The organism is Vibrio sp. RC2502 (genome assembly GCF_054850435.1).
Map to the genome: position 1 here is coordinate 2,184,596 of NZ_CM141453.1, position 23,364 is coordinate 2,207,959.

Below are 23,364 nucleotides of genomic sequence, written 5' to 3' on the forward strand. Positions count from 1 at the left end.
CACTGATTGATTGGTAAGATGAGCGCAACCAATCAGCCCATTAACAAATGGTATTCTATTTTGAAACTACAAGACATGCTTTCTCTTCCAGAACTTGATGGAAAACTACTAAACCTAGCGAAAACTCAAGGCTTTGTAACCGCGATGGCATCAGCGCCAAACGTGTTGAACCCTCAAGAGTGGCTGCCATTCTTATGGGGCAGCGAAGAGACTGCACCTTTCTCAGATGGTGAACAACTAGAACTGTACATTGATGAAATTGTACAAATGTGGAACCAAACTCGACCAGCTTTGCTAGAAGGTTCTTGGCAATGGCCTGAAGGTTGTACTCTCGATGAGCAAGACATTGTCTCAGCAAGTACTCGTGATTTCTGTGAAGGTGTACTTCAAGGTTGGCAACTGACACGTGATGATTGGGAAACGTTAATGCCAGAAGACAGCGAAGACAGTGCCCTATTGGGTGGAGTGCTGCTCTCTCTTACCATGTTGTACGATCCAGAAACCACCATTGCAACGCTTGCAGAGCAAGGCATGGAAGGCTTAGAGCAATTTGAAGAGATCTTCAATGCTATACCTGTGATGCTATGTGGTCTTACTCAACGCGGTGTTGCGTTGGCTGAAGAGCAATAAAATAACGTAATCGTTGATCATTGAAATTGAACATCTGATATGAAAAAGCTCTCCGAATGGAGAGCTTTTTCATTACGTCAAAATCACATGTGGAATGTAGCGCGCCATATCTTGTGTCACTAGGCTACTATCTTCACGAATCGAAATACCCGCCGCTCTATCATTGACGAGCCAACTACCGATTAACGTATGGTTCTGCCCAAATTTAGGCAACGGATGATATTTCTGAACGATATTGAACTTCGATTCATAAGGCCCCGGCGTTTTCACCAAGCGCTTTCCATCTTTGACGATCTCAATATTCGCCCCCTCCCGTGAGAATAACGGTTTGATGACATAATCGTTCAAACAACTCGCTTTTGGGTCATTAGCAAAATAGGCAGGCAAAAGATTGGGATGATTTGGAAAGCGTTCCCACAACAATGGCAAAAGTGCTTTATTGGATAAAATCGATTTCCACATGGGTTCTAGCCAGTTGACGTTTGCAGTCGCTAAATATTTCGCGTATTCCTCTTCAAACATGAATTCCCAAGGATAAAGTTTGAACATCCAACGAATGGCTCGTTCGTCCACATCCACAAATTTTCCGTCTTCCGTTACACCAATATCTTCGACGTGCACAAAAGCTGTCGCTAGCCCCGCCTCGCGCGCGCAATCTTCTAAATACTGGACAGTCGCTTTATCTTCTTCTGTGTACTTGCAACAGCTAAAGTGGAGAGTTTGTCCCGGTTGATATTTGGCTATCTCCGCAAAACGCTCAATTAGAAAGTCTTGAAGAATATTGAATTGATCCGCGGCTTGATGAATTCGACCTTTGTTAACTACATCTTCCAGCCACACCCACTGCCAAAAACCCGTTTCAAACAAACTTGTCGGTGTATCGGCATTGTTTTCGAGTAGCTTTGCTGGTGATGTTCCGTTATACGCAAAATCCAAACGAGAATAGAGCGAAGGCTCTTTTCGTTGCCACGAAGACGCTACCTGTTCCCACATCAACTCAGGAATCGCACATTTCGTCAGTAGTTGCTCACAGCGAACCACCTCATCCACAATAGACAAGCACATCTGATGCAGTTCTTCAGTGGGAGATTCTAGGTCGTGCTCGATTTGCTCCAGCGTAAATTGGTAGTAAGCACTCTCATCCCAATACGGTTGCCCATACATAGAATGAAAACCAAAACCAAACTGGCGTGCTAATTCACGCCAGTTTTCTCGTTCTTGTATCTCTCGTCGAAACATAATCAACCGCCACGACTGACCGAAACCGCTTTCCCGAACCCACCTCGAGACATGGCTCTTCCAATGGTTCCGCCCCCACGTTTGTTTAAGTTACTGGTCGCGACTTTGGTCGACTGGTTACGATAGGAGCCAAAAAACTGGCCTGCACCGTTATAAAATTTGGACTTATAGCGGTACATCGGTTCCGAATAATAACTCTTGTTGTAACCTTTCAAATCATTAACTGAACGACTATAGAAAAAGCCGCCAAAATGAGGGACATAAGCACGAGAGCTTGAGCTGTAGTAACAATCGTCTTCGTAAAAGTCGTTTTCACATTCGAATTCATTGTTATAACGAGGAGCATTGCGTTCAGCACGAGCCAATGCCTCTTGGTAAGCTATATCACACTGCTCACTAAACTCTGGCGAGTTGGATTTACATTCATCGGCGTCAGAAAAAATGTAGCCTTCAGTCTTTGATTCTTGGGTCGCAAGGAAGAAAATTCCGCCAAATGCCGCGAACGGTATGATTTTTCCAAGCTTTAAGCTTTTATCCATGGAAGAACGTTTAACGTTGGAACTGCGCTTCATCGTTCCTCCTAGTACGTCATACAAGCAGCATTCAACATGCCGACTGATATAGAAACCGCCGCAAGTACAATGCCTGCAGGCAGCTCATCTTTTTCGATACGCTCAGTAACTCTTGGCAGCAAAATAAAACGCACGATGGCAAATGCGATGATTTGCGCAAGCATGGCAACAACGCCCCAAACCATAAAGTCGACAATGTTGACTGAGTTTTTTGCCGCACCCGAAATCGCAATACAATAACCCAGAAAAGCGCCACTCAACGCCACTGCGGCTGCGGTATTTTGCTTTTCCTTGATCAGATGCCATTCATCATAAGGCGTAAGCTTGACGTAGATGAACTTAAACGCCAAAACAAAAATAACGGATACTGAGAAGTAGAGTAAAAAGTTTGGAAAACCTGCTAACAGGCCGGCAATCATGTGCATTATTGTTCCTTGTTCATTTCTTTCCATGCAAAATCATCAATACGTTCATCTGCAATGTAAAACAGCTTGGTACCCGGTGGCACTACCGCATCTAAATCTGGGTTGAGTTGGATACCGTTGCCGATATCAAACGCAATCAACGTCGCGTGGTGACGCTTTTTGATAAAGCCAAAGATGCTCTCAATGGTGGTGATAGGTTGATTCTCAGGATAAATGACTGAGTACTGTGTCATCCCACGGGTGGATGCCAGTAATTCTTGGTGCAAGGCGCTAGAGCCAGGGTCTACTGCCGCTTTCGCCAACATTTCTGCTCCTACGGCAGGAATGCATTCTGCTTTAGGGCAATGCTGACTGAGCAATCGACCTAAAGCGTCGTCTTTAAAATAAGCCAGCAAGTGTGCGTCAGGATTCACAGAGGCACAATAAAGCGCAGCGGATAGCGTAATGTCATCCGAAAGATTATCAACAATGATACAACTCGCATCAGTAATGTTGGCGTTCTTCATTTCCTGTGCGTCGGTATAACTGGTCACTTTGATAAAATGAATCTCACCCGGCAATGGGTTTTCAATATCAGAGCGACTACACAACACGATAGGGCGCTTGCCTTCTTCTTCGTGTTGCAACATACGAATCAAGTGCATTGTTCTCGACCCGTTCCACCCAAGCAATACGATATGATTTTCCACTCTCACTCTCCGTTTACCCAAAATACCCGCTCGCCAATAATCGATTGCAGAACCAGCTACACGCCCCAGTAACGCAGCAAACAAACTCAAACCACCGGGAATAACAAACAACACAACAACCCACTTCCCTAAGTCTGTGACCGGAGAGTGATCTCCATAGCCCACCGTACTAGCGGTAACCATGAGGTAATAAATGAAGTTGGAGAAGTTGTCCGTTAGCGCTTTTTCACCCGCAAGAGCCAAAAGCCCCCACGATAAACTGATGTACAAAATACTAATAACAAGAAGGTTTCGGTTGCTTAATTTAAATAGGTGCGAACTAAGCCACTTTTTAACTACTAGCCACACAGCCATAAATATCCGATCCCTGCATTTACAAAATCAATCAATATTAAACCATTGATAATCAAAAACAAAAAAACCAGCCATATTCGGCTGGTTTTTTGGGATTTATCTTAATAAATAGAAGTAATTACGCGTTACCTTTCACTTGCATATTTAGCTGCTCGGCAAAGTCTAGCATGCGGTTCAGTGGAATAAGAGACTTCACTCGTAGCGCTTCATCTACGAAGATTTCGTGCTCTTCTCCGCCTTCACTAAGCGCTTTTTCAATCGCTTTCAAGCCGTTCATTGCCATCCAAGGACAGTGTGCACAGCTGCGACAAGTCGCGCCAGCACCAGCCGTAGGCGCTTCGATCAGTTCTTTTTCTGGCACCAGTTGTTGCATCTTAAAGAAGATGCCTTTATCCGTTGCCACGATCATTTGTTGGTGAGGGAGTTCTTTCGCAGCCTTGATAAGCTGACTTGTAGAGCCGACAGCATCAGCCAATTCCACCACACTTGCTGGTGACTCTGGATGAACAAGAATCGCAGCATCTGGGTAAACACTCTTCATCTTACGAAGTGCATCAGCAGAAAATTCATCATGCACTACACACTCACCTTGCCAAAGCAACATATCTGCGCCCGTTTTATTGGCAATGTATGAGCCCAAATGACGGTCTGGTCCCCAAATAATTGGCTTATCTTCAGCGTCTAAATGTTCCACGATTTCAAGCGCGATACTTGATGTGACCACCCAGTCAGCACGAGCTTTCACTGCCGCAGAAGTGTTTGCGTAGACAACAACCGTATGATCTGGGTGTGCATCACAGAATTCACTGAATTTGTCCGCCGGACAACCTAGGTCAAGTGAACATTCCGCTTCCAGCGTTGGCATTAGAATTCGTTTTTCTGGTGTCAGAATTTTAGCCGACTCACCCATAAAACGTACGCCTGCAATAATCAGTGTGCTTGCTGGGTGGCGGTTACCAAACTTAGCCATTTCTAGTGAATCACCAACAAAACCACCTGTTTCTTCCGCTAGTGCTTGAATTTCAGGATCGGTGTAGTAATGCGCGATCAGTACTGCATCTTTTTGTTTTAGCAGCTCTTTGATGCTCGCGATATAAGACGATTTTTCTTCTTCGCTTAACGGAATTGGTTTTGGTGGGAATGGGTAAACAGTGTCGATTTTATCTAATATGTGGCTCATTGCTCTTGCTCTACGCAACTTCCTTTAATCCGCGTATTGTAACCTCGTTAATTTTCAAAAACCAACCTGTAACTAGAATTTCTAGCGGTCTAGACGTATATCTTTGTTACATGTGGCATTTTCTTATGCGCGGCAATTTTGTAAAAAATTTAAAAAACAGAAGGCATCTAAAAAGAAAAAGGAAGCCGAAGCTTCCTTTTTAGAATGGTGTTTATTTCAGCTTTGAGCCAGCCAGTTTAGCCGACGCACTACCTGGGTATTCATCGACAACTTGTTGGTAGTATTTTTTCGCTTGAGCGGCATTGTTATTACGCTCTGCGATTTCGCCTAACTTAAGCAAGGCGTCAGCTCGTTTGTTAGAGTCTTTATAAGACACTACCGCAGCAAAGCTTTTAACCGCGTCTTTATCCTGTTTCTTGGCGAAGTACAATTGGCCTAACCAATAGTGTGAATTCGCTGAGTATGTGGAATCAGGATAGTCTTTCTGGAACTGCTGGAACGCAGCAATTGCACCGGTGTAGTCACGCTTTTTAAGGATTAAGTCAACCGCATTTTGGTATGCCGTTTGCTCATCAACATTTGGCGTGTATTTACCACTAGTTTCTGTTGGTTTGGTTTCTTTTACCGGTGCCGACTTCATCTCACCGCGAATACGGTCAAGCTCGACAAACAACTCACGTTGACGCTGCAACATTTGCTGCATTTCGTAGCTATTTCGCTCTAATTGACCACGCAAATCACTGATCTCTTGTGACATTTGGTCAATCTGCTCTTGCATTTGAAGCTGAACACGGTTGCGATTTTGTAGTAGACGCTCTAATCGCTCGACTTCCGTTTCAGATGAACGGCTCTTAGAGACTGAGGATGTGCTGTTGAGATCGGATACTGGAGCTGGTGCAGCGAACGCGAAGTTCGCTGCACTTGCCAGTAACGTAAGCGCAACAGCGCGCTTAGTGTTACTGAACATGAGGATTTCCTCGAATTAGTATACTAGAACCGCGCGACGGTTTTTAGCGTACACTTCATCTGATTGACCTAGAAGAAGTGGCTTCTCTTCACCGTAGCTAACGATTGAGATTTGATCTGCTTGTACACCTAGCGCTTGTAGGTAGTTAGCAACTGCTTGAGCACGACGCTCGCCTAGAGCGATGTTGTACTCAGGAGTACCGCGCTCATCAGCGTGGCCTTCAATCGTTACTTTTAGAGCAGGGTTCTTGCTTAGGTAAGAAGCGTGAGCTGCTAGCATCTCTTCGTAATCACCTGCAATTGTAGAGTTGTCAAACGCGAAGTAAATTGTTTGAGTTTCGCGAAGTGCTTGCTCTTTTAGCTCTTGTTCAGTTAGCTGACCGCTTTGATCGATCGGCGTCGCTACTGTTGTTTCTGCTGCAGCATTGTTGTTAGTTGCTGCGCCAGTGTTAGAAGCTGCGTCGTCGCTTGAACTACACGCAGTCATAGCCATTACAGGAAGCGCGATTAGTAGCCCTTTTAGAACCTTGTTCAGTTGCATCTTATTTTCCTTTATTAATCAAACTTATTACTACAAAAACGGTGACCACGCAGGCGCTCTCACACGCCCATTTGTTGCCGGTAATCTAGCTTTAAATCGACCATCAATTGACACCATCGATAGTACGTTTTTCTTGTTGTAAATCGAGCTATACACAACCATGCCACCGTTAGGGGCAATACTCGGAGACTCATCTAATAGAGTCTTAGTTAAGACTTGAAGAGCACCAGTTTCCAAATCTTGTTTCGCCAAATTAAAACCTGAATCACTGCGATTCACCATTACTAGGAATCGGCCATCAGGTGTGATTTGACCACCCAAGTTTTGGCTACCTTGCCAAGTCAAGCGATCGATAGAACCGCTGCCCAAATTTACTTGATAAATCTGTGGTTTACCACCCCTATCCGATGTGAAAATCAGCGATTTGCCATCAGGGTGCCAGAACGGTTCAGTATTATTTGATCTGCTACGCGTAATTTGGGTGAGTTTGCGAGTTTTCAGATCAAAAGTGTACACCTGTAGAGTGCCCGTCTTAGACAGTACAAGCGCTAACTTGTTACCATCAGGAGAGAATCTTGGCGCACCATTATGGCGAGGGTATGACGTAATTTTTTCACGTTCACCGGTATAGATGTTCATGATAAAAATTTCTGCTTGGCCATTTTGGAAGCTTACATACGCAAGTTTCTGCCCATCTGGAGACCATGCAGGAGACATCAGAGGCTGCTTAGAACGCAATACTAATCGCTCATTGTAACCATCGTAATCAGCGACACGAAGCTGGTACGGGAAACGGTCTTTGTCGTTTACAACCACGTAGGCAATACGAGTCATAAATGCGCCACGTTCACCTGTCAGTTGTTCATAGACAAGGTCGGAAATACGGTGAGCGTACTCACGCATACGAGGGCCTTTTACCGTAGCCACTTTGTTAAACAAAACATGGTCTTTAGATAAAACAAGCTCGCCGTCACTCCCTAGAGCTTTGCTCTGCCCACCAGTTAACTGACCGCGTACTACATCAACAAGCTGGTAATTTACAACGTAATCGCCTTGCTCATTTTGCTTGATAGAGCCAGTCAACAACGCATCTACACCAAGGCTTGTCCACGAATCAAAGTTAACTTCTGATTCATTGAATGGCGTTTGTGGCATTTTATTCGTTGGTACTGGGCTGAACTTACCACTGCGCTGTAGATCAGACGCAATGACAGCAGAAATGTCGGTAGGAAGTGGTTGACTGCCCTCCCATTTAAAAGGAACAACAGCAATTGGTCGTGCCGAATCAATACCATCAGTAATGACCAGCTCCAATGCAGCGTGCGCTACATTCGTTAGACTGCCTAGCAGTACAAACATTCCTAGTAAAAGACGTTTAATCACGGCTTATCCCTTATTGTTGTAGTGCGACCGTAAGGTTAATATCCTTCAGCCTTTGGTTAACTGTTGAATCGGTTGACATCGGGAAACTTGGTACTTGTGCAATTGCACTCTTTGCAGCAGCACATACTCTAGAGTCACCAGAAAGCACGTTAACTGACGAAACAATCATGTCAGTTCCCGTAGGAATCAGCTTAATGTTAACTCTACACTCCTTTCCCAATAGGTAGTCATCCTTTAGCAATCGGCTTTGAATAAGCTGAATATAGATTGAACTGTAGCGGGAAACCTCATCAGCCACAAATTTCCCCTGAGCCTGTTGGTTTGCACTCGCTTCACTTTCTAGGCCAGCAAAAATATCATCCAGTGCAGCTTCTTGCTCTTTACGCTCACGTTCTAAACGCTCAAGGCGCTCTTTTTCTTTACGCGCTTTTTCCGCAGCTTCTTTTGCCGCCTTCTCGCGAGCTACTCGCTCTTGTTCCGCTTTGGCAATCGCCGCTTCTTTGGCTAAACGTTCCTGCTCTGCTTTACGTACAGCTTCTTCTTTCGCTTTACGCTCTTTCTCAAGTTTAGCTGCACGCTCTTTTTCTTGGCGAACTCGTTCTTCTTCTGCTTTGCGTTCCTGCTCTTTTTGCTTGCGAGCCGCTTCAGCTTCTCTGGCCGCTTTTGCATCTTTCGCTTGCTGTTCTTTCAACTTACGAATTTGTTCTTCTTCAGCCTTACGGTTTTTCTCAAGCTGCTCCGCCTCACGTCTTAATTTATCAAGACGATCTTGCTCTTTTTTTGCTGCTTTTTCACGCTGCTGACGAATTTCTTTCGCTTGTTGTTGCACCAGTTTAGGGTCTATCACGACAGCCTGAACCATCTGTCCAGTTGGCTCAGGTTTGGTCATCGCAAAATCAGTACCCCAGAGCAATGCTGCTACCAAGAGAGCATGCAGACCTACCGATATGACTATCGGTTTAGTGTACTCTTTCGATTGTTTCTTTTTGTCTTTCATGAATATTGACGTTTATTCCCTAATATCGGTCAGGAGCCCTACTTTAGGGATTCCAGCACGACTCAATTCATCAAGTAAAAGGACAACATCAGCGTATGGCGTCGCTGCATCGCCGCCTACTGCGACTGGTGAATCAGGTTTGATGGAACGCTCTGCTTTAACTCGAACAATGACATCTTGCAGTGAAAGACCACGTTGCACTTCTTCATCGTTCACGCTTAGGCCTAAATTGCCGTCACGATCGATTTCAATGATGATAAAGCTGCTATCTGTATCCCCTGCAAGTTCTTGAGCAGGAGTTGCATTTGATGTCTTTGGTAGATCGACATCTACGCCTTGAGTTACAAACGGAGCGGTCGCCATAAAAATAATTAACAGCACAAGCATTACGTCAATATAAGGAACGACGTTAATCTCTGCCGTCATTTTTCGCTTTTTAGGTTGATAACCCGCCATGCTTTATTCCTTATCCGCGCTATCTCGGCCAGCCATCGCTTGACGATGAAGGATGCTGTGGAATTCTTCTGAGAATGTCGCGTAAGTATGTTCCAGCTTACTTACTTTGTTGCTTAGTCGGTTATAAGCCATTACCGCAGGAATTGCTGCGAATAGACCCATAGCAGTCGCGATCAACGCTTCTGCGATACCTGGGGCAACCATAGAAAGTGTGGCTTGTTTCACTTCACCCAGTGCAATAAACGCATGCATGATGCCCCAAACAGTACCAAACAAACCAATGTATGGGCTGATTGAACCGACAGTTGCTAAGAAAGGTAGGCTTGTTTCAAGCTCATCAACTTCACGCGCAACAGCAACACGCATCGCGCGACCTGTGCCTTCCATAATGTAAGCTGGTGAGTTCGCATTACTCTTACGTAAACGAGCAAATTCTGTGAAACCTGCGTAGAAGATTTCTTCTGTACCTGCTATCTCGTCTTTGCGCCCTTTCACTTTTTGGTAAAGTTGGGAAAGGTCTGTACCTGACCAGAATTTGTCTTCAAATTGCTCTGCATTTTTTGATGCTTGGGAAAGCACTTTGCTGCGCTTGATGATCATTGCCCATGACGCGATTGACATGCCTAGCAATGTCAGCATCACAAGTTTTACCAACAGACTGGCCTGAAGAAATAGATCTAAAATGGAAATATCAGCAGTCACTATTTGTTAGCTCCGAATTGATAAATGTTGGAATAGCTATTGGTTTCATTTTCTTATTATCGATACATGCTACCTTAACAAAGGCCTTGCACAATATCTTGCCTTGATCATTGACCAACTCTTGACAGAATTGCAAAGACGCACGTTTTATTTCTGACACTCGGGTTAATACTGTCAACTGTTCGTCCAGTCTCGCCCCTTGTTTAAAATCGATATCCATGTGTCGGACAACAAAGCCAATATTTTGTTCCAGTAACACATGTTGAGAAATGCCTTTTGCACGCAACATCTCAGTACGCGCGCGCTCAAAGAATTTTAAATAGTTTGAATGATATACAACGCCGCCCGCATCGGTGTCTTCATAGTACACGGTGATCGGCCAGCGGAAGGGATTTGATGTGCCTTGCAAGGGAGTACCAATATATTCAATTCTTTAAAGTGGTTACTATAACTGAAGCAACAGCAATTGGTACTGAACGGAAGGAATATTTTTGATTTTTGTAGAAAAAATAAAAGCCAGACAAACTGCCCGGCTTTTACTCGATGATTTAATAACCAACTTTATTGCAATGTAATTCAATTTACATGAAATAAAGCGCAGTTAGATAAATTAAGATAGCTAACGAGAAGTAAGGGCTAAACAACAATTGCCAGTACCAATTTCTCGGTTTGAAGCCTACGCCGAACACCATACTTGAGCACAATGCCCAAATCAGTGCCGGGGCGATCACTGCGTTAAAGCCACCAATCGCTTGATGGTACGCTTCTGGATCCCACATCACCAATCCTACGTGCATAAAGCCAAGGATGAGGGATAAGACTCTTAACAGAGTCTTATCCATTGGTTCGTGAAACTTCGCTACCTTGTCAGCGAGATTACTCACTGTCTTTGTCCATCATTTCTGAGTGCTCTAACCAAAGAGCGTTGATGATACCGAATGCACAAGCAAGTAGTACACCTAGAATCCATGCGAAATACCACATAGTAATTGCTCCTTAGTATAGTGAGTTTTTGTTGTCTTCAATGTACTGATCATCAAGGCGACCAAACATCTTGTAGTAAGTCCAAGACGTGTAACCAAGGATGATTGGAACCATAACAAACGCTACGCCTGTCATCAGGTTCAGAGTCAACTCAGATGATGTTGCATCCCACATTGTTAGACTGTGGCTTGGCATTAGATCTGAAGGCATGATGAATGGGAACATCGCAAAACCTGCAGTAAAGATAACACCAGCAACACCTAGGCTTGAAGTGATGAACGAAATCGCACACTTTTCAAGACGAGATGACAATACAGCAAGCAGCGGCATTGCAACACCTAGTACAGGAGCAGCCCATAGTAGTGGGTAGTTTTCAAAGTTCTTCATCCACGCACCAGCTTCACGGATTACCTCTTTGTTTAGAGGGTTAGAAGCTGCGTTTGTGTCGATGCCACCAACAATCACGTAACCGTCAATGTTTTGAACCCAGAAGCCTGCAGCAACAAACGCAACCACTGTTAGTAGACCCGTGATTTGAGCAACGTTGCGAGCACGTGTGTGAACTTCACCCGTTGTTTTCATTTGTAGCCAAGTAGAACCTTGCATCAAAATCATGAACAAGCTAACCAGACCACAAAGCAGAGCAAATGGGTTTAGCAGACCAAAGAATGAGCCATGGTATGTTGGCATCAAAAACTCGCTCAATTGGAATGGAACACCTTGTAGAAGGTTACCAAACGCCACACCAAAGATGATTGGCGGAACAAAACCACTGATGGAGATACAGATATCCCAAGTATTACGCCATTTTGGCTCTTCGATCTTAGAGCGGTAATCTAGGCCCAGAGGACGAAGCCAAAGTGCAGCTAGCGTCAGGATCATTGCTAAGTAGAAGCCTGAGAATGACGTTGCGTAAACCAAAGGCCAAGCGGCGAACAATGCACCACCAGCAGTGATAAGCCAAACTTGGTTACCATCCCAGTGAGGGGCAATTGAGTTAATCATGACACGACGTTGTGTGTCGTTTTTACCGATAATAGGTACAAGCGCGCCTACACCCATATCGAAACCGTCTGTTACTGCAAAACCAACTAGTAGAACACCGATTAGTACCCACCAGATGAGTCGCAAGATTTCGTAATCAAACATCTTGTTATCTCCTTACCTTACGCTTCTACTTGGCGGCTAACTTTGTCTTCAACAGAGTCAGCGTTTTGCTCAAAGTGATAGCGGCCAGTTTTCAGACTGCTTGGACCTTTACGAGCGAATTTCAACATTAGGTAAACTTCTGCAATCAGGAATACCGTGTATAGAGCCAAGATTGCGAATAGTGACGTCCAGATTTCACCTGCAGTCAATGCTGAAGCCGCAACGTGCACAGGAAGAATTTCACCAACAGCCCATGGTTGACGACCGTACTCAGCGACGAACCAACCCGCTTCAATCGCAATCCACGGAAGTGGAATACTCAATAGTGCAGCTTTAAGAATCCATTGTTTTTGTTCGATCTTTTGACGACATGTTTGGATAAATGCCGCACCGAATACGAACAACATGATGAAGCCACAAGCAACCATGATACGGAATGACCAGAATAGTGGCCATACTGTTGGGATTGAATCATCCGCAGCAGCTTGAATTTGCTCTTCTGTCGCATCCACAACATTGTCTGTGTAGCGTTTTAGAAGTAGACCGTAACCTAGGTCACCTTTCACTTCATCAAACGCAGTCATGTTTTCTTCTGACTTGTCACCAGCACGAAGCTTCTCAAGAAGTTCGTAAGCGTACATACCGCCACGAATACGCTCAACGTGCTCATCACGAAGGTCGCGAAGACCTGTCACTTGCTCATCAAAAGAACGTGTCGCGATGATACCCATTACGTAAGGGATCTTGATTGCGTAATCGGTGTGCATGGTTTCTTGGTTAGGAACACCAAACAACGTAAACGCTGCTGGAGCTGGTTCTGTGTGCCATTCTGCTTCAATTGCAGCAAGCTTCACTTTTTGAACTTCACCAAGCTCGTAACCAGATTCGTCACCAAGAACGATGGTTGATAGGATCGCAGCAATACCGAAAGATGCAGCGATAGCAAATGAACGACGAGCAAACGCAATATCACGACCTTTTAATAGGTAGTATGAACTGATGCCTAGAATAAACATTGCGCCACAAGTGTAACCAGAAGCAACCGTATGCACGAACTTAACCTGAGCAACTGGGTTTAGTACAACTTCAGAGAAGCTTACCATTTCCATACGCATGGTTTCGAAGTTGAAGTCCGCGCCTACTGGGTTTTGCATCCAGCCGTTTGCGATAAGAATCCAAAGAGCAGAGAAGTTAGAGCCCAGCGCCACAAGCCAAGTAACAGCTAAGTGTTGGCGTTTAGATAGACGATCCCACCCGAAGAAGAATAGACCAACAAAAGTTGACTCCAGGAAGAAAGCGACAAGTGCTTCGATCGCCAGCGGCGCACCAAAGATGTCACCTACATAGTGGGAATAGTACGACCAGTTAGTACCAAACTGGAATTCCATGGTAAGGCCGGTAGCCACACCAAGTGCAAAGTTAATACCGAATAGCTTACCCCAGAACTTGGTCATGTCCTTGTAGATTTGCTTATTCGTCATTACGTACATCGATTCCATAATGGCCAAAAGGAAGGCCATACCAAGGGTCAATGGTACGAATAGGAAGTGATACATCGCTGTTAGTGCAAACTGCAACCGCGATAGATCAACTACGTCAATCATGGTAACTCCTATGTGTCGGCTGAATGACACTCTCTACATATTGCAATCCATATCCAGGTGTTATTCACACTTGAAAATTGTTGAATTATCACAACTCTTTGTTGCAAAAATGTGCTTCATTGGTTAGTTAATTGTTAAGCATCAGCTAATATAGCTGGGGCTAATATTACTTGTAAAAACAGATTGTTTCAAAAGGTTTATAGCCGGAATGCGCTTTGATATACATCAATGTTTATGCGCTGAATTTGCACAAAAATCCATCACATTGATCCAGATCAACCCGTATTAGAAGCGTATGTTAAGAGAGAGTAATCAGGAGAGAAATTAACCAGTTGCATGCAAACATCGAGTTAACAATCAGTGCTTTTTTCTTACCTAATTAGTATTAGAAGAAATTCAATAAATGAGAGGTTGGTCACTTATGGTGAAAGGCTGAGCATTTTTGCTCAGCCTTAGAATCTTATTTTTCAATTCCGAAATGAAGATATGCACGATCTGTGGCGATTCTTCCTCGGGGAGTGCGTTGTAAATAGCCTTGCTGAATCAAATATGGTTCTAGCACATCTTCAATGGTGTCTTTTTCTTCACCAATAGCGGCAGCCATATTGTCGAGTCCAACTGGACCACCACCAAATTTCTCCATGATAGCGAGAAGAAGCTTGCGGTCCATGTAATCGAAGCCCTGAGCATCGACATCCAACATATTAAGCGCTTTGTCAGCAACATCGGCACAAATATGTCCGTTGCCCTTCACTTCTGCATAGTCACGGACACGGCGCAATAGACGGTTCGCAATACGAGGCGTACCACGAGCTCGTCGAGCAACTTCTAACGCGCCTTCTGGCTCCATCGACAACCCTAGGCAATCTGCACTGCGTTGAACAATGTTCTGTAGATCTTGCACTTTGTAGTACTCAAGACGCTGAGTAATACCAAAACGATCACGCAGCGGAGAAGTCAAAGACCCCGCACGCGTCGTTGCACCAATCAATGTGAATGGTGGCAAATCAATTTTGATAGAACGTGCGGCCGGGCCTTCACCAATCATGATGTCTAATTGGTAATCTTCCATTGCCGGATACAGCACCTCTTCGACCATAGGGCTAAGACGATGGATCTCATCAATGAAAAGCACGTCGTTTTCCTCAAGGTTGGTCAACAACGCGGCCAAATCGCCTGCTTTTTCGAGAACAGGCCCAGAAGTAGTACGGATGTTCACTTCCATCTCGTTAGCAACAATGTTTGCCAACGTCGTTTTACCCAAACCTGGAGGGCCAAAAATAAGTAGGTGGTCTAACGCCTCACTACGCAATTGTGCCGCTTTGATGAAAATCTCCATCTGATCACGGACATGATCCTGACCTTGGTAATCCGCCAACTTTTTAGGGCGAATAGCACGGTCAATAACATCTTCATCACGAAACGCTGGATTTTCAGGAGCGATTAAACGATCGGCTTCAATCATACTGTTACCTTGAACTTTCCGTTACACCATTGATTTTAGTGCTTCACGGATCAGCTGCTCGCTGCTCATGTCCGGTTTAGCAATTTGAGAAACTACTTTCGACGCTTGAGTTGGTTTGTAGCCTAGAGCAAGAAGTGCGCTGACCGCCTCTTCTTCTGCACTATTTGAAGAAGCGGCAGCCGAGTCAGTAGGAGCGGCATCAGTAAACGGCGTGAATAAGTCACCAGCCCCCCAACCTTTTAAGCGGTCTTTCATTTCAACGACCAAACGCTCGGCGGTTTTCTTACCAACACCAGGTAACTTCACAAGCGTAGAAACATCTTCACGCTCTACACAAGACACGAACTGGCTCGCTGTCATGCCTGAAAGAATACCTAAGCCAAGTTTAGGGCCAACGCCGTTTGCTTTGATCACTTCACGGAATAGCGCACGCTCTTTTACTGTATTAAAACCGTAAAGCAATTGCGCGTCTTCACGCACAACAAAATGAGTATAAATAATCGCTTCTTCGCCGATATTTGGCAGTTCGTAGAAACAGCTCATTGGCATCTGAACTTCATAGCCAATGCCGTTAACTTCAATTAAAACTTCAGGTGGTTGCTTTTCAAGCAAAATGCCGCGAAGACGTCCAATCACTATAAATACTCTTTGGAAATGAATTTGCGACAGGATAATAAAGAACTGGATAGACATCCAGTCCTTTATGCTGTGGGGTTAGATTTTTGAGACAACTTGATCAAGTTGTTGTGTGAGCGTCCGGACAGCAACAACTTGACCGCTAAGCTCTTTGCCATATTGAGCCACAATCTCGGCAATGGATTTTGTATTCACTACACCATTCGCCACTTCGCTACTCGCTTCATCAAGTTCTTTTAGCGCTGTCATTTGCGTTGCCATAATGCTTGATAAACTTTGTACGTCATGAGATATCGTCGTCACTTGCTGAATAATAGTGTTCATCCTCTCGGTGCTTGATGTCACCACGTCTTGGCCATGCTTCACTTCTTGCTCACTACGATCAAGTAAGTGTCGAATCTCAATAGCGGACTGGCTGCTCTTCGCAGATAGCTCTCGTACTTGCTCGGCAACCACAGCAAAACCTCTGCCCTGCTCTCCTGCTCGCGCCGCTTCGATTGCCGCATTTAAAGCCAGCAAGTTGGTTTGCTCTGCGACAGAGGTAATCAAGTCTGCCACTTTCATGATTTCTTCATGGGTAGTAATGATCTGGCTAATGGCTTGAGTAGAATCTTCTAGCAGTTCAGAGCTTTTCTCTGCTTGTTGATGAACGTCTTCACTCTTCTCGCGCAGCTCTTCCACAAACTTGCTCGACTCTTCAATCCCTGTGGCCATGTGATGTACTTGTTGGCTCATTTCCTCTGCCGCGCTTGCTTGAGATTCACTATTCACGTTGAGCGCATTGACTTGCTCATCCAACTGCGATGATTGCTCATCAAGCGTTAGCGAAACAGATTTCAGCTCTGTCGAATTTAAATTAGCTTGTTCCAATACTTCAGCCAGATGCAGTTCGCCTTCTGTTGCTTTTTTGGCGACTTGCTCACTCTCGACTTTTGCTGCTTCGGCATTTTCAATCGCATCATCACGTTGCTTAGCAGTAAATGCCTGAGCGATACAAATCACCACCAGCGGCAATACGGTACCAGACCAAATTTCTAGTCGCTGAGAAGCTTCCGATAATACCAGTTGAGGAAACTCAAAACCCGAAACATGCTGATGTGTCATTAAGGCGGAAATGGCAATCACCACGCCACTCCAAGCAATAGCGATAAGACGAGTGCCAGATAAGAAGAAAGCGACAACCAACAAAGGCACCCAATAAGTTTGAGTTGAATCAACCACACCACCACTTTGATAAATGATATTGAGTGCATGCACCGACATCCCGACAAAACCAAGGTTAAGTGATAACGCAGGTTGCTTAAACCATTTGAGACTAGAAGCGGAAAGAAGCTCAAGAGTAATCAGAATGACAGAAGTTAAGATCAAGCTTTCGTGTCCATGCTTGAACCACTTAATTAAGCTATAAATTCCGACCAGAAAAGCGATGAAGGTAAATAAAGAGAGGATGTCAGCTTGACGTTGTTGCGTTCTCGTCCATTGAGGTTGGCGCGGCATAAATACACTGCGCCACAGCGTGGCTGGATTCATGTTCAATCTTCCTTGATTGATTTCTTATTAGACATCCGACCACTATAGTTTTGTAACATTTTCACAACAAATTTATTCCTTAAATCTGTCTGAGGTGTCTCATTTTTAGTACAGTGAGAGTCTAGCGATAACGCCCTTTTCTCGCACTGCTTGCTTTGCCTGCGAGCGCAACCAAGGTCTTGTTCGTATTGGCATGACAAATTGCCACACCGAGTGCATCCGCGGCATCGGCTTGAGGCTTCGCAGGTAATTTTAACATGTGCTGCACCATGTGCTGAACTTGCACTTTGTCTGCACCACCAGTTCCCACTACAGCTTGCTTAATTAGACGTGCAGCATACTCATACACAGGAAGATCCGCATTCACCGCCGCAACGATCGCACTACCGCGAGCCTGCCCTAGCTTTAGAGCAGAATCGGCATTTTTCGCCATGAACACTTGCTCAATTGCAAATACGTCTGGTTGAAACTGGGTGATGATTTCCGTAACGCCGGCATAGATTTGCTTAAGCCGGCCTGGCAATTCTTTTTCTGAGGTACGAATACACCCACTGCCGAGATATTGCAGATGACGGCCTTGCTGGCGAATAACGCCATAACCAGTAATACGAGAACCTGGGTCAATACCCAAAATAATTGACATGAAGCGTCCTAAATAACTCGCTATTTTTATTGGAATCTAAACCCAAGCATTCTTAAGTCGTTTGGATATATCCCATTAAAACAAAAACTCCCGCAGGTGCGGGAGTTTTTTCTTTAATTGTTGTGCGCTTATTCTGCGTCTTTTGCTTTCGCTGCAGTTACCGCAATCGCTAGTTCTTTTAGAGCCGCTGGGTTTGCAATGCTTGGAGCATCTGTTAGCAAACACGCCGCTGCTGTTGTTTTCGGGAACGCGATAACATCACGGATGTTCTCAGTACCACATAGCAGCATGACTAGACGGTCTAGACCGAATGCAAGACCAGCGTGTGGAGGCGTACCGAATTTTAGAGCGTCCAATAGGAAGCCGAATTTCAATTGTTGCTCTTCTGCATCGATACCTAGGATATCGAATACCGCAGCTTGCATTTCTGCGTTGTGGATACGTACAGAACCACCGCCCACTTCGTAGCCGTTTAGCACCATATCGTATGCGTTTGAGTTCGCTACTGCTGGGTTCGCTTTTAGCTCTTCCGCTGTCACACCTAGAGGTGATGTGAATGGGTGGTGCATCGCGTGTAGGTTGCCTTCGTCGTCTTCCTCGAACATTGGGAAGTCAACAACCCATAGAGGAGCCCAAGTGCCTTCTTTAGTCAGACCTAGGTCTTTACCTAGTTTAAGACGAAGTGCGCCTAGTGCTTCCGCAACGATGTTAGCTTTGTCTGCGCCAAATAGAATGATGTCGCCAGATTCCGCTTGAGTGCGATCTAGGATACCGTTGATCACGTCTTCGCTTAGGAATTTAGCTACAGGAGATTGGATACCTTCCACACCTGCCGCACGGTCGTTAACCTTCATCCATGCTAGACCTTTTGCACCGTAGATACCTACGAATTCTGCATAGCCGTCGATTTGCTTACGAGTTAACTCTGCACCGCCTGGTACACGGATAACTGCAACGCGGCCTTTTTCGTCGTTCGCTGGACCTGAGAATACTTTGAACTCAACGTCTTTTACTAGGTCTGCAACGTCTACTAGCTCTAGTGGGTTACGTAGGTCTGGCTTATCAGAACCGAAACGACGAATCGCTTCGCTAAATGGCATTACTGGGAATTCACCTAGGTCAACGTTCAGTAGCTCTTGCCACATTTCACGAACCATTTTTTCAGTTACTTCGCGAACTTGATCAGCCGTCATGAATGACGTTTCGATATCGATTTGAGTAAATTCTGGTTGACGGTCTGCACGCAAGTCTTCGTCACGGAAACACTTAACGATTTGGTAGTAACGGTCAAAACCAGACATCATTAGCAGCTGTTTGAATAGCTGTGGAGACTGAGGAAGCGCGTAGAAGCTGCCTTTGTGAACACGGCTAGGTACTAGGTAGTCACGCGCGCCTTCTGGCGTCGCTTTGGTTAGTACTGGTGTTTCGATGTCTAGGAAACCGTTGTCATCTAGGAAACGACGAACAAAGCTAGACGCTTTAGCACGTAGCTTGATACGGTCGCTCATTTCTGGACGACGTAGATCTAGGTAACGGTACTTCAGACGTTGCTCTTCTGAGTTATTTTGGTTGAAGTCTAGAGGCAGAACGTCACTGCGGTTGATGATTTCAAGACCTTTCGCCAGGATCTCAACTTCACCTGTTGCCATGTCTTTGTTTACTTGGCTTTCTGGACGAACGCGAACTTCACCCGTCAATTTAATACAGAATTCATTACGAAGTGTGTTAGCCACTTCATACGCATCCGCCATATCTGGATCTACAACTACCTGAACGATGCCTTCACGATCTCGCATATCAATGAAAATAAGACCGCCTAAATCACGACGACGGTTAACCCAGCCGCAAAGTTCTACAGTTTGTCCTGCAAGGGACTTGTTCAGGTGACCACAGTAATGGGTACGCATAATGAAATTCCCAATCTCTCAAATATTGTTAACTACGCTCTGTCAGCCTCATTGCCGAGCAGAGTAAAGATTCCGTTATACGCTGAAAGTCTATGAAAATCGACTACTCAACATACAATTAAGTGTGTTTTATCATTCCCTGGTGGTTTTTAGTACAACAAATGTTCAAAAGCCCACCAAAGCGAAAAAATTGGTGCTGATTATAGCGCTAAATTACCTATTTCAGCAAAACTCTCGTAAAGTGCGTACAGGAGATACAAACAATAAAGAATGATGGATAATTTACCCCTTCGACTTGGTTTAACCATGTGGTCTCACAACCAATGGCAACAAAGCTTTTACGGTAGTGGAACTAAACCTGCTGAGCGTTTAGAAAAATACGCTCAGGTATTTCATACTGTGGAAGGAAATACCACCTTTTACGCCACGCCGACACACAACACGGTGCAAAATTGGAAAGCGGCAACGCACGACGATTTTAAGTTTACGTTTAAGCTCCCTAAGGCTATCACTCATGAACAAATGCTAAGAGGTTACAACGAGCAACTTCGTGATTTTATGAAAATCATGGAGCCCCTGCATGAGCGCGTCGGTCAATGGACGATCCAACTCCCAGCAGCTTTTGGCCCAGAGTATCTTGAACGTTTGAAAAAGTTTTGCGCCAGTTTCCCGCCTAACTTTCCACTGGGCGTAGAAGTACGTCATATGGCCTTTTTCTCTAAAGGCGAGGAAGAGCGAGCGCTTAATCAGTGGTTGGTGGAAAACGGTATTGACCGAATAATCATGGATAGCCGCCCTGTGTTTGCGGCAAAGCCTAACAATGAAGCCATCATTGATGCTCAAATGAAGAAGCCCAAAGTTCCCGTTCATGCGATTGCAACCGCTTCACACCCGATGATTCGTTTTATTGGCCATCCGGAAGAACAAAAAAATTACGACTTCTTTGTGCCTTGGCTAAGTAAATTGCCACAATGGATTGCGGAAGGTAAACAACCATATGTGATGATTCACACAGCAGACAATATTATTGCGCCTGAGCTGGCAGCGAACATTTACAAGAATCTACAAAAGCATGTCGCCCTGCCAGATTTAGCCCCCTTCCCTGCCAATGATGGCAACTCGCAGTTACAGATGTTCTAACAATAATTTGCTCAACGCATGACAGAGGCGCGAATTTCTCATAAAATACGCGCCTTTTTTGATGCCTGACGTTTTTGAAGACTAGACTAACTAGTTTTTTGAAGACGAATCGCCCCGTCAGCTTGTATGCAGAGATTTGGTTATGAACCCTAAGAGCAATCCAGATACTATTTTTTCGGCTCCAATCGATAAAATTGGGGATTTCACGTTCGATGAACGCGTAGCGGAAGTTTTTCCTGACATGATTCAGCGATCGGTGCCGGGTTACAGCAATATCATTTCTGCAATCGGTATGTTGGCAGAACGCTTTGTGAAGCCTCACTCAAACATCTACGACTTAGGTTGTTCTTTGGGTGCCGCTACGCTGTCTATGCGTCGTCATATCAAGCAAGAAGGCTGCAAAATTATTGCAGTAGACAACTCTCCAGCGATGGTTGAGCGTTGTAAGTTACACGTCAACGCTTATCGCAGCGACACGCCAGTAACTGTGGTCGAAGCCGATATTCGTAATATCGAAATTGAAAATGCATCTGTCGTGGTATTGAACTTCACGCTCCAGTTTTTATCACCAGAAGACCGTTACGCGCTGCTTGAAAAAATCTACGCGGGCCTGCGTCCTGGTGGCATTTTGATTCTGTCAGAGAAATTCGTTTTCGAAGATGAAGTGTCTAATGAGTTACTCATTGACCTTCACCACGACTTCAAACGTGCCAACGGTTACAGCGAATTGGAAATCAGCCAAAAACGTAGCGCAATCGAAAACGTAATGCGTCCGGACTCTAAAAAAGACCACAAAGAACGTTTCGCAAAAATTGGCTTCTCTAGCTACGACGTTTGGTTCCAATGCTTTAACTTCGGTTCTATGTTCGCGATTAAGTAAGGTTCGCGGTCGAACCCAGTTCAGTTTGTACTCAAGCAGGCAAGTACTGATGCTGCCTTTGGCGGCGCTTTCACTCATTTAATTACATCATCAACTCAGCGATTAACTAACTATGTTTAACTTTGCAAATTTCTACCAATTGATTGCCCAAGACACGCGTCTTCAACCTTGGCTGAATGTGTTACCACAACAGTTAACGGACTGGCAAAATGCAGAGCACGGTGACTTTGGTCGCTGGTTGAAAGCACTGAACAAAATTCCAGAAGGCTCACCAGATCAAGTTGATATCAAGAACTCTGTAACCATCAGCAACGATACGCCTTTCCATGAAGGCGAACTGAAAAAGCTAGAAAACTTACTGCGTACTTTCCACCCTTGGCGCAAAGGTCCATACACGGTGCACGGCATTCATATCGATACCGAGTGGCGTAGCGACTGGAAATGGGATCGCGTACTTCCACACATTTCTCCACTGAAAAATCGCAGCGTGCTCGATGTGGGTTGTGGCAATGGTTACCACATGTGGCGCATGTTAGGCGAAGGTGCTCGTCTTTGCGTGGGTATCGATCCGTCTCACCTGTTCCTGATCCAGTTTGAAGCAATTCGCAAACTCATGGGCGGCGACCAACGTGCGCACCTACTGCCGCTGGGTATTGAACAACTGCCTAAACTGGAAGCGTTTGATACCGTGTTCAGCATGGGTGTTCTCTACCACCGTCGTTCTCCACTTGACCATTTGATTCAACTAAAAGATCAGTTGGTTTCTGGTGGTGAGTTAGTATTGGAAACCTTGGTAATCGAAGGCGATGAAAACGCAGTACTTGTGCCGACCTCACGCTACGCTCAAATGCGCAATGTGTACTTCTTCCCGTCTGCGAAAGCACTAAAAGTATGGCTAGAACTGGTTGGTTTTGAAGATGTTCATATTGTGGATGAGAACGTGACTTCAGTTGATGAGCAACGCACAACAGATTGGATGACACACAACTCTCTACCAGATTACTTAGATCCAAACGATCCAAGCAAAACAGTGGAAGGCTACCCGGCACCACGCCGCGCTGTGCTGGTAGCACGTAAGCCATAATTAACTGAGATTTCTGACATTGTCTTAACTCTTTCCTGCCATTAAGACATTACCCTCTCTTCTATTCTCATCAAGGGTGCGCTTTGCATCCTTGATTATTAGCTTTTCATCACTATTCCTCACTCAATAAGAGATAGAGAAAGATTCTTACTTGTGAGCCTTTATCGATATAAGCTAAACTCTTAAAAAACAAACAACTTAATCCAAT

25 protein-coding genes are annotated in these 23,364 nt (G+C 44.9%); 4 read left to right on the plus strand and 21 right to left on the minus strand.

Going from position 1 to position 23,364, the window contains the following annotated elements; all coding sequences use genetic code 11:
* The first annotated feature begins 18 nt into the window (after nt 1-18).
* Nucleotides 19-630 carry a YecA/YgfB family protein gene (locus ACYJZR_RS10205; protein WP_079766668.1) on the plus strand — a complete coding sequence of 204 codons (612 nt, stop codon included), beginning with the start codon at nt 19-21 and terminating at the stop codon, nt 628-630.
* A 72-nt stretch (nt 631-702) separates the two neighbouring features.
* Here ACYJZR_RS10205 and ACYJZR_RS10210 read toward each other — a convergent pair whose 3' ends face one another.
* The 21 genes from ACYJZR_RS10210 to aspS all read right to left on the minus strand — a co-directional run bounded on the left by ACYJZR_RS10210 (nt 703) and on the right by aspS (nt 20,052).
* The gene (locus ACYJZR_RS10210) at nt 703-1,869 is read right to left on the minus strand and encodes a glutathionylspermidine synthase family protein (RefSeq protein ID WP_017448283.1); all 1,167 of its coding nucleotides are present in this window, start codon (nt 1,867-1,869) and stop codon (nt 703-705) included.
* 2 nt (nt 1,870-1,871) lie between these two features.
* Complete coding sequence (locus tag ACYJZR_RS10215) at nt 1,872-2,441, minus strand: DUF1190 domain-containing protein (RefSeq protein WP_005483629.1); 570 nt, start codon at nt 2,439-2,441, stop codon at nt 1,872-1,874.
* Between the two features lie 8 nt (nt 2,442-2,449).
* On the minus strand, nt 2,450-2,866 hold the full coding sequence (locus ACYJZR_RS10220; protein WP_005483612.1) for a DUF350 domain-containing protein: 417 nt from the start codon (nt 2,864-2,866) through the stop codon (nt 2,450-2,452).
* Entirely contained in the window at nt 2,866-3,909 is a 1,044-nt protein-coding gene (locus ACYJZR_RS10225) for a potassium channel family protein (RefSeq protein ID WP_025441591.1), read from the minus strand. Before ACYJZR_RS10225 ends, ACYJZR_RS10220 begins: the two co-directional genes overlap by 1 nt.
* Before the next feature lie 118 nt (nt 3,910-4,027).
* Nucleotides 4,028-5,089 (minus strand): quinolinate synthase NadA, encoded by a 1,062-nt coding sequence (gene nadA, locus ACYJZR_RS10230; RefSeq protein ID WP_005459805.1) that lies wholly within the window; start codon nt 5,087-5,089, stop codon nt 4,028-4,030.
* A gap of 211 nt (nt 5,090-5,300) precedes the next feature.
* Nucleotides 5,301-6,056, minus strand: a complete 756-nt coding sequence (gene ybgF / locus ACYJZR_RS10235; protein WP_020904002.1) for a tol-pal system protein YbgF — start codon at nt 6,054-6,056, stop codon at nt 5,301-5,303.
* Between the two features lie 15 nt (nt 6,057-6,071).
* Nucleotides 6,072-6,596, minus strand: coding sequence for a peptidoglycan-associated lipoprotein Pal (gene pal / locus ACYJZR_RS10240; protein WP_005459802.1), 525 nt, complete (start codon nt 6,594-6,596; stop codon nt 6,072-6,074).
* Between the two features lie 30 nt (nt 6,597-6,626).
* On the minus strand, nt 6,627-7,979 hold the full coding sequence (tolB, locus tag ACYJZR_RS10245) for a Tol-Pal system beta propeller repeat protein TolB (RefSeq protein WP_005459807.1): 1,353 nt from the start codon (nt 7,977-7,979) through the stop codon (nt 6,627-6,629).
* A 10-nt stretch (nt 7,980-7,989) separates the two neighbouring features.
* A complete protein-coding gene (gene tolA / locus ACYJZR_RS10250; RefSeq protein ID WP_203526435.1) occupies nt 7,990-8,976 on the minus strand; it encodes a cell envelope integrity protein TolA in 987 nt (328 codons plus the stop codon).
* Nucleotides 8,977-8,988: 12 nt separating this feature from the next.
* Nucleotides 8,989-9,432 carry an ExbD/TolR family protein gene (locus ACYJZR_RS10255; RefSeq protein ID WP_005485411.1) on the minus strand — a complete coding sequence of 148 codons (444 nt, stop codon included), beginning with the start codon at nt 9,430-9,432 and terminating at the stop codon, nt 8,989-8,991.
* A 3-nt stretch (nt 9,433-9,435) separates the two neighbouring features.
* Nucleotides 9,436-10,134, minus strand: coding sequence for a protein TolQ (gene tolQ / locus ACYJZR_RS10260; protein WP_005485405.1), 699 nt, complete (start codon nt 10,132-10,134; stop codon nt 9,436-9,438).
* Nucleotides 10,124-10,543: a tol-pal system-associated acyl-CoA thioesterase gene (ybgC, locus tag ACYJZR_RS10265; RefSeq protein ID WP_005483618.1), complete on the minus strand. Its 420-nt coding sequence runs from the start codon at nt 10,541-10,543 to the stop codon at nt 10,124-10,126. The genes tolQ and ybgC overlap by 11 nt, the downstream gene beginning before the upstream one ends.
* A 172-nt stretch (nt 10,544-10,715) precedes the next feature.
* Complete coding sequence (ybgE, locus tag ACYJZR_RS10270) at nt 10,716-11,018, minus strand: cyd operon protein YbgE (RefSeq protein WP_005495828.1); 303 nt, start codon at nt 11,016-11,018, stop codon at nt 10,716-10,718.
* Complete coding sequence (gene cydX, locus ACYJZR_RS10275; RefSeq protein ID WP_000270284.1) at nt 11,011-11,118, minus strand: cytochrome bd-I oxidase subunit CydX; 108 nt, start codon at nt 11,116-11,118, stop codon at nt 11,011-11,013. Before cydX ends, ybgE begins: the two co-directional genes overlap by 8 nt.
* Before the next feature lie 12 nt (nt 11,119-11,130).
* Complete coding sequence (cydB, locus tag ACYJZR_RS10280) at nt 11,131-12,267, minus strand: cytochrome d ubiquinol oxidase subunit II (protein WP_005483614.1); 1,137 nt, start codon at nt 12,265-12,267, stop codon at nt 11,131-11,133.
* 17 nt (nt 12,268-12,284) lie between these two features.
* Nucleotides 12,285-13,871: a cytochrome ubiquinol oxidase subunit I gene (gene cydA, locus ACYJZR_RS10285; protein ID WP_005457265.1), complete on the minus strand. Its 1,587-nt coding sequence runs from the start codon at nt 13,869-13,871 to the stop codon at nt 12,285-12,287.
* Nucleotides 13,872-14,331: 460 nt separating this feature from the next.
* Nucleotides 14,332-15,336, minus strand: coding sequence for a Holliday junction branch migration DNA helicase RuvB (gene ruvB / locus ACYJZR_RS10290; protein ID WP_005457270.1), 1,005 nt, complete (start codon nt 15,334-15,336; stop codon nt 14,332-14,334).
* Between the two features lie 21 nt (nt 15,337-15,357).
* Nucleotides 15,358-15,972, minus strand: a complete 615-nt coding sequence (ruvA, locus tag ACYJZR_RS10295; protein ID WP_005486097.1) for a Holliday junction branch migration protein RuvA — start codon at nt 15,970-15,972, stop codon at nt 15,358-15,360.
* A gap of 78 nt (nt 15,973-16,050) precedes the next feature.
* Nucleotides 16,051-17,502: a methyl-accepting chemotaxis protein gene (locus ACYJZR_RS10300; protein WP_406964802.1), complete on the minus strand. Its 1,452-nt coding sequence runs from the start codon at nt 17,500-17,502 to the stop codon at nt 16,051-16,053.
* Between the two features lie 121 nt (nt 17,503-17,623).
* On the minus strand, nt 17,624-18,145 hold the full coding sequence (gene ruvC, locus ACYJZR_RS10305; RefSeq protein ID WP_005457261.1) for a crossover junction endodeoxyribonuclease RuvC: 522 nt from the start codon (nt 18,143-18,145) through the stop codon (nt 17,624-17,626).
* A gap of 128 nt (nt 18,146-18,273) precedes the next feature.
* On the minus strand, nt 18,274-20,052 hold the full coding sequence (aspS, locus tag ACYJZR_RS10310) for an aspartate--tRNA ligase (RefSeq protein WP_406964800.1): 1,779 nt from the start codon (nt 20,050-20,052) through the stop codon (nt 18,274-18,276).
* A 273-nt stretch (nt 20,053-20,325) separates the two neighbouring features.
* On the opposite strand from aspS, the gene ACYJZR_RS10315 reads away from it, so the two are divergent.
* From ACYJZR_RS10315 to cmoB, 3 genes are all read left to right on the plus strand, one after another.
* Nucleotides 20,326-21,192, plus strand: coding sequence for a DUF72 domain-containing protein (locus ACYJZR_RS10315; protein ID WP_406965131.1), 867 nt, complete (start codon nt 20,326-20,328; stop codon nt 21,190-21,192).
* Nucleotides 21,193-21,334: 142 nt separating this feature from the next.
* Nucleotides 21,335-22,072 (plus strand): carboxy-S-adenosyl-L-methionine synthase CmoA, encoded by a 738-nt coding sequence (gene cmoA / locus ACYJZR_RS10320; protein WP_005457217.1) that lies wholly within the window; start codon nt 21,335-21,337, stop codon nt 22,070-22,072.
* Between the two features lie 112 nt (nt 22,073-22,184).
* Nucleotides 22,185-23,156, plus strand: a complete 972-nt coding sequence (cmoB, locus tag ACYJZR_RS10325; RefSeq protein ID WP_005483112.1) for a tRNA 5-methoxyuridine(34)/uridine 5-oxyacetic acid(34) synthase CmoB — start codon at nt 22,185-22,187, stop codon at nt 23,154-23,156.
* The last annotated feature ends 208 nt before the right edge of the window (nt 23,157-23,364 follow it).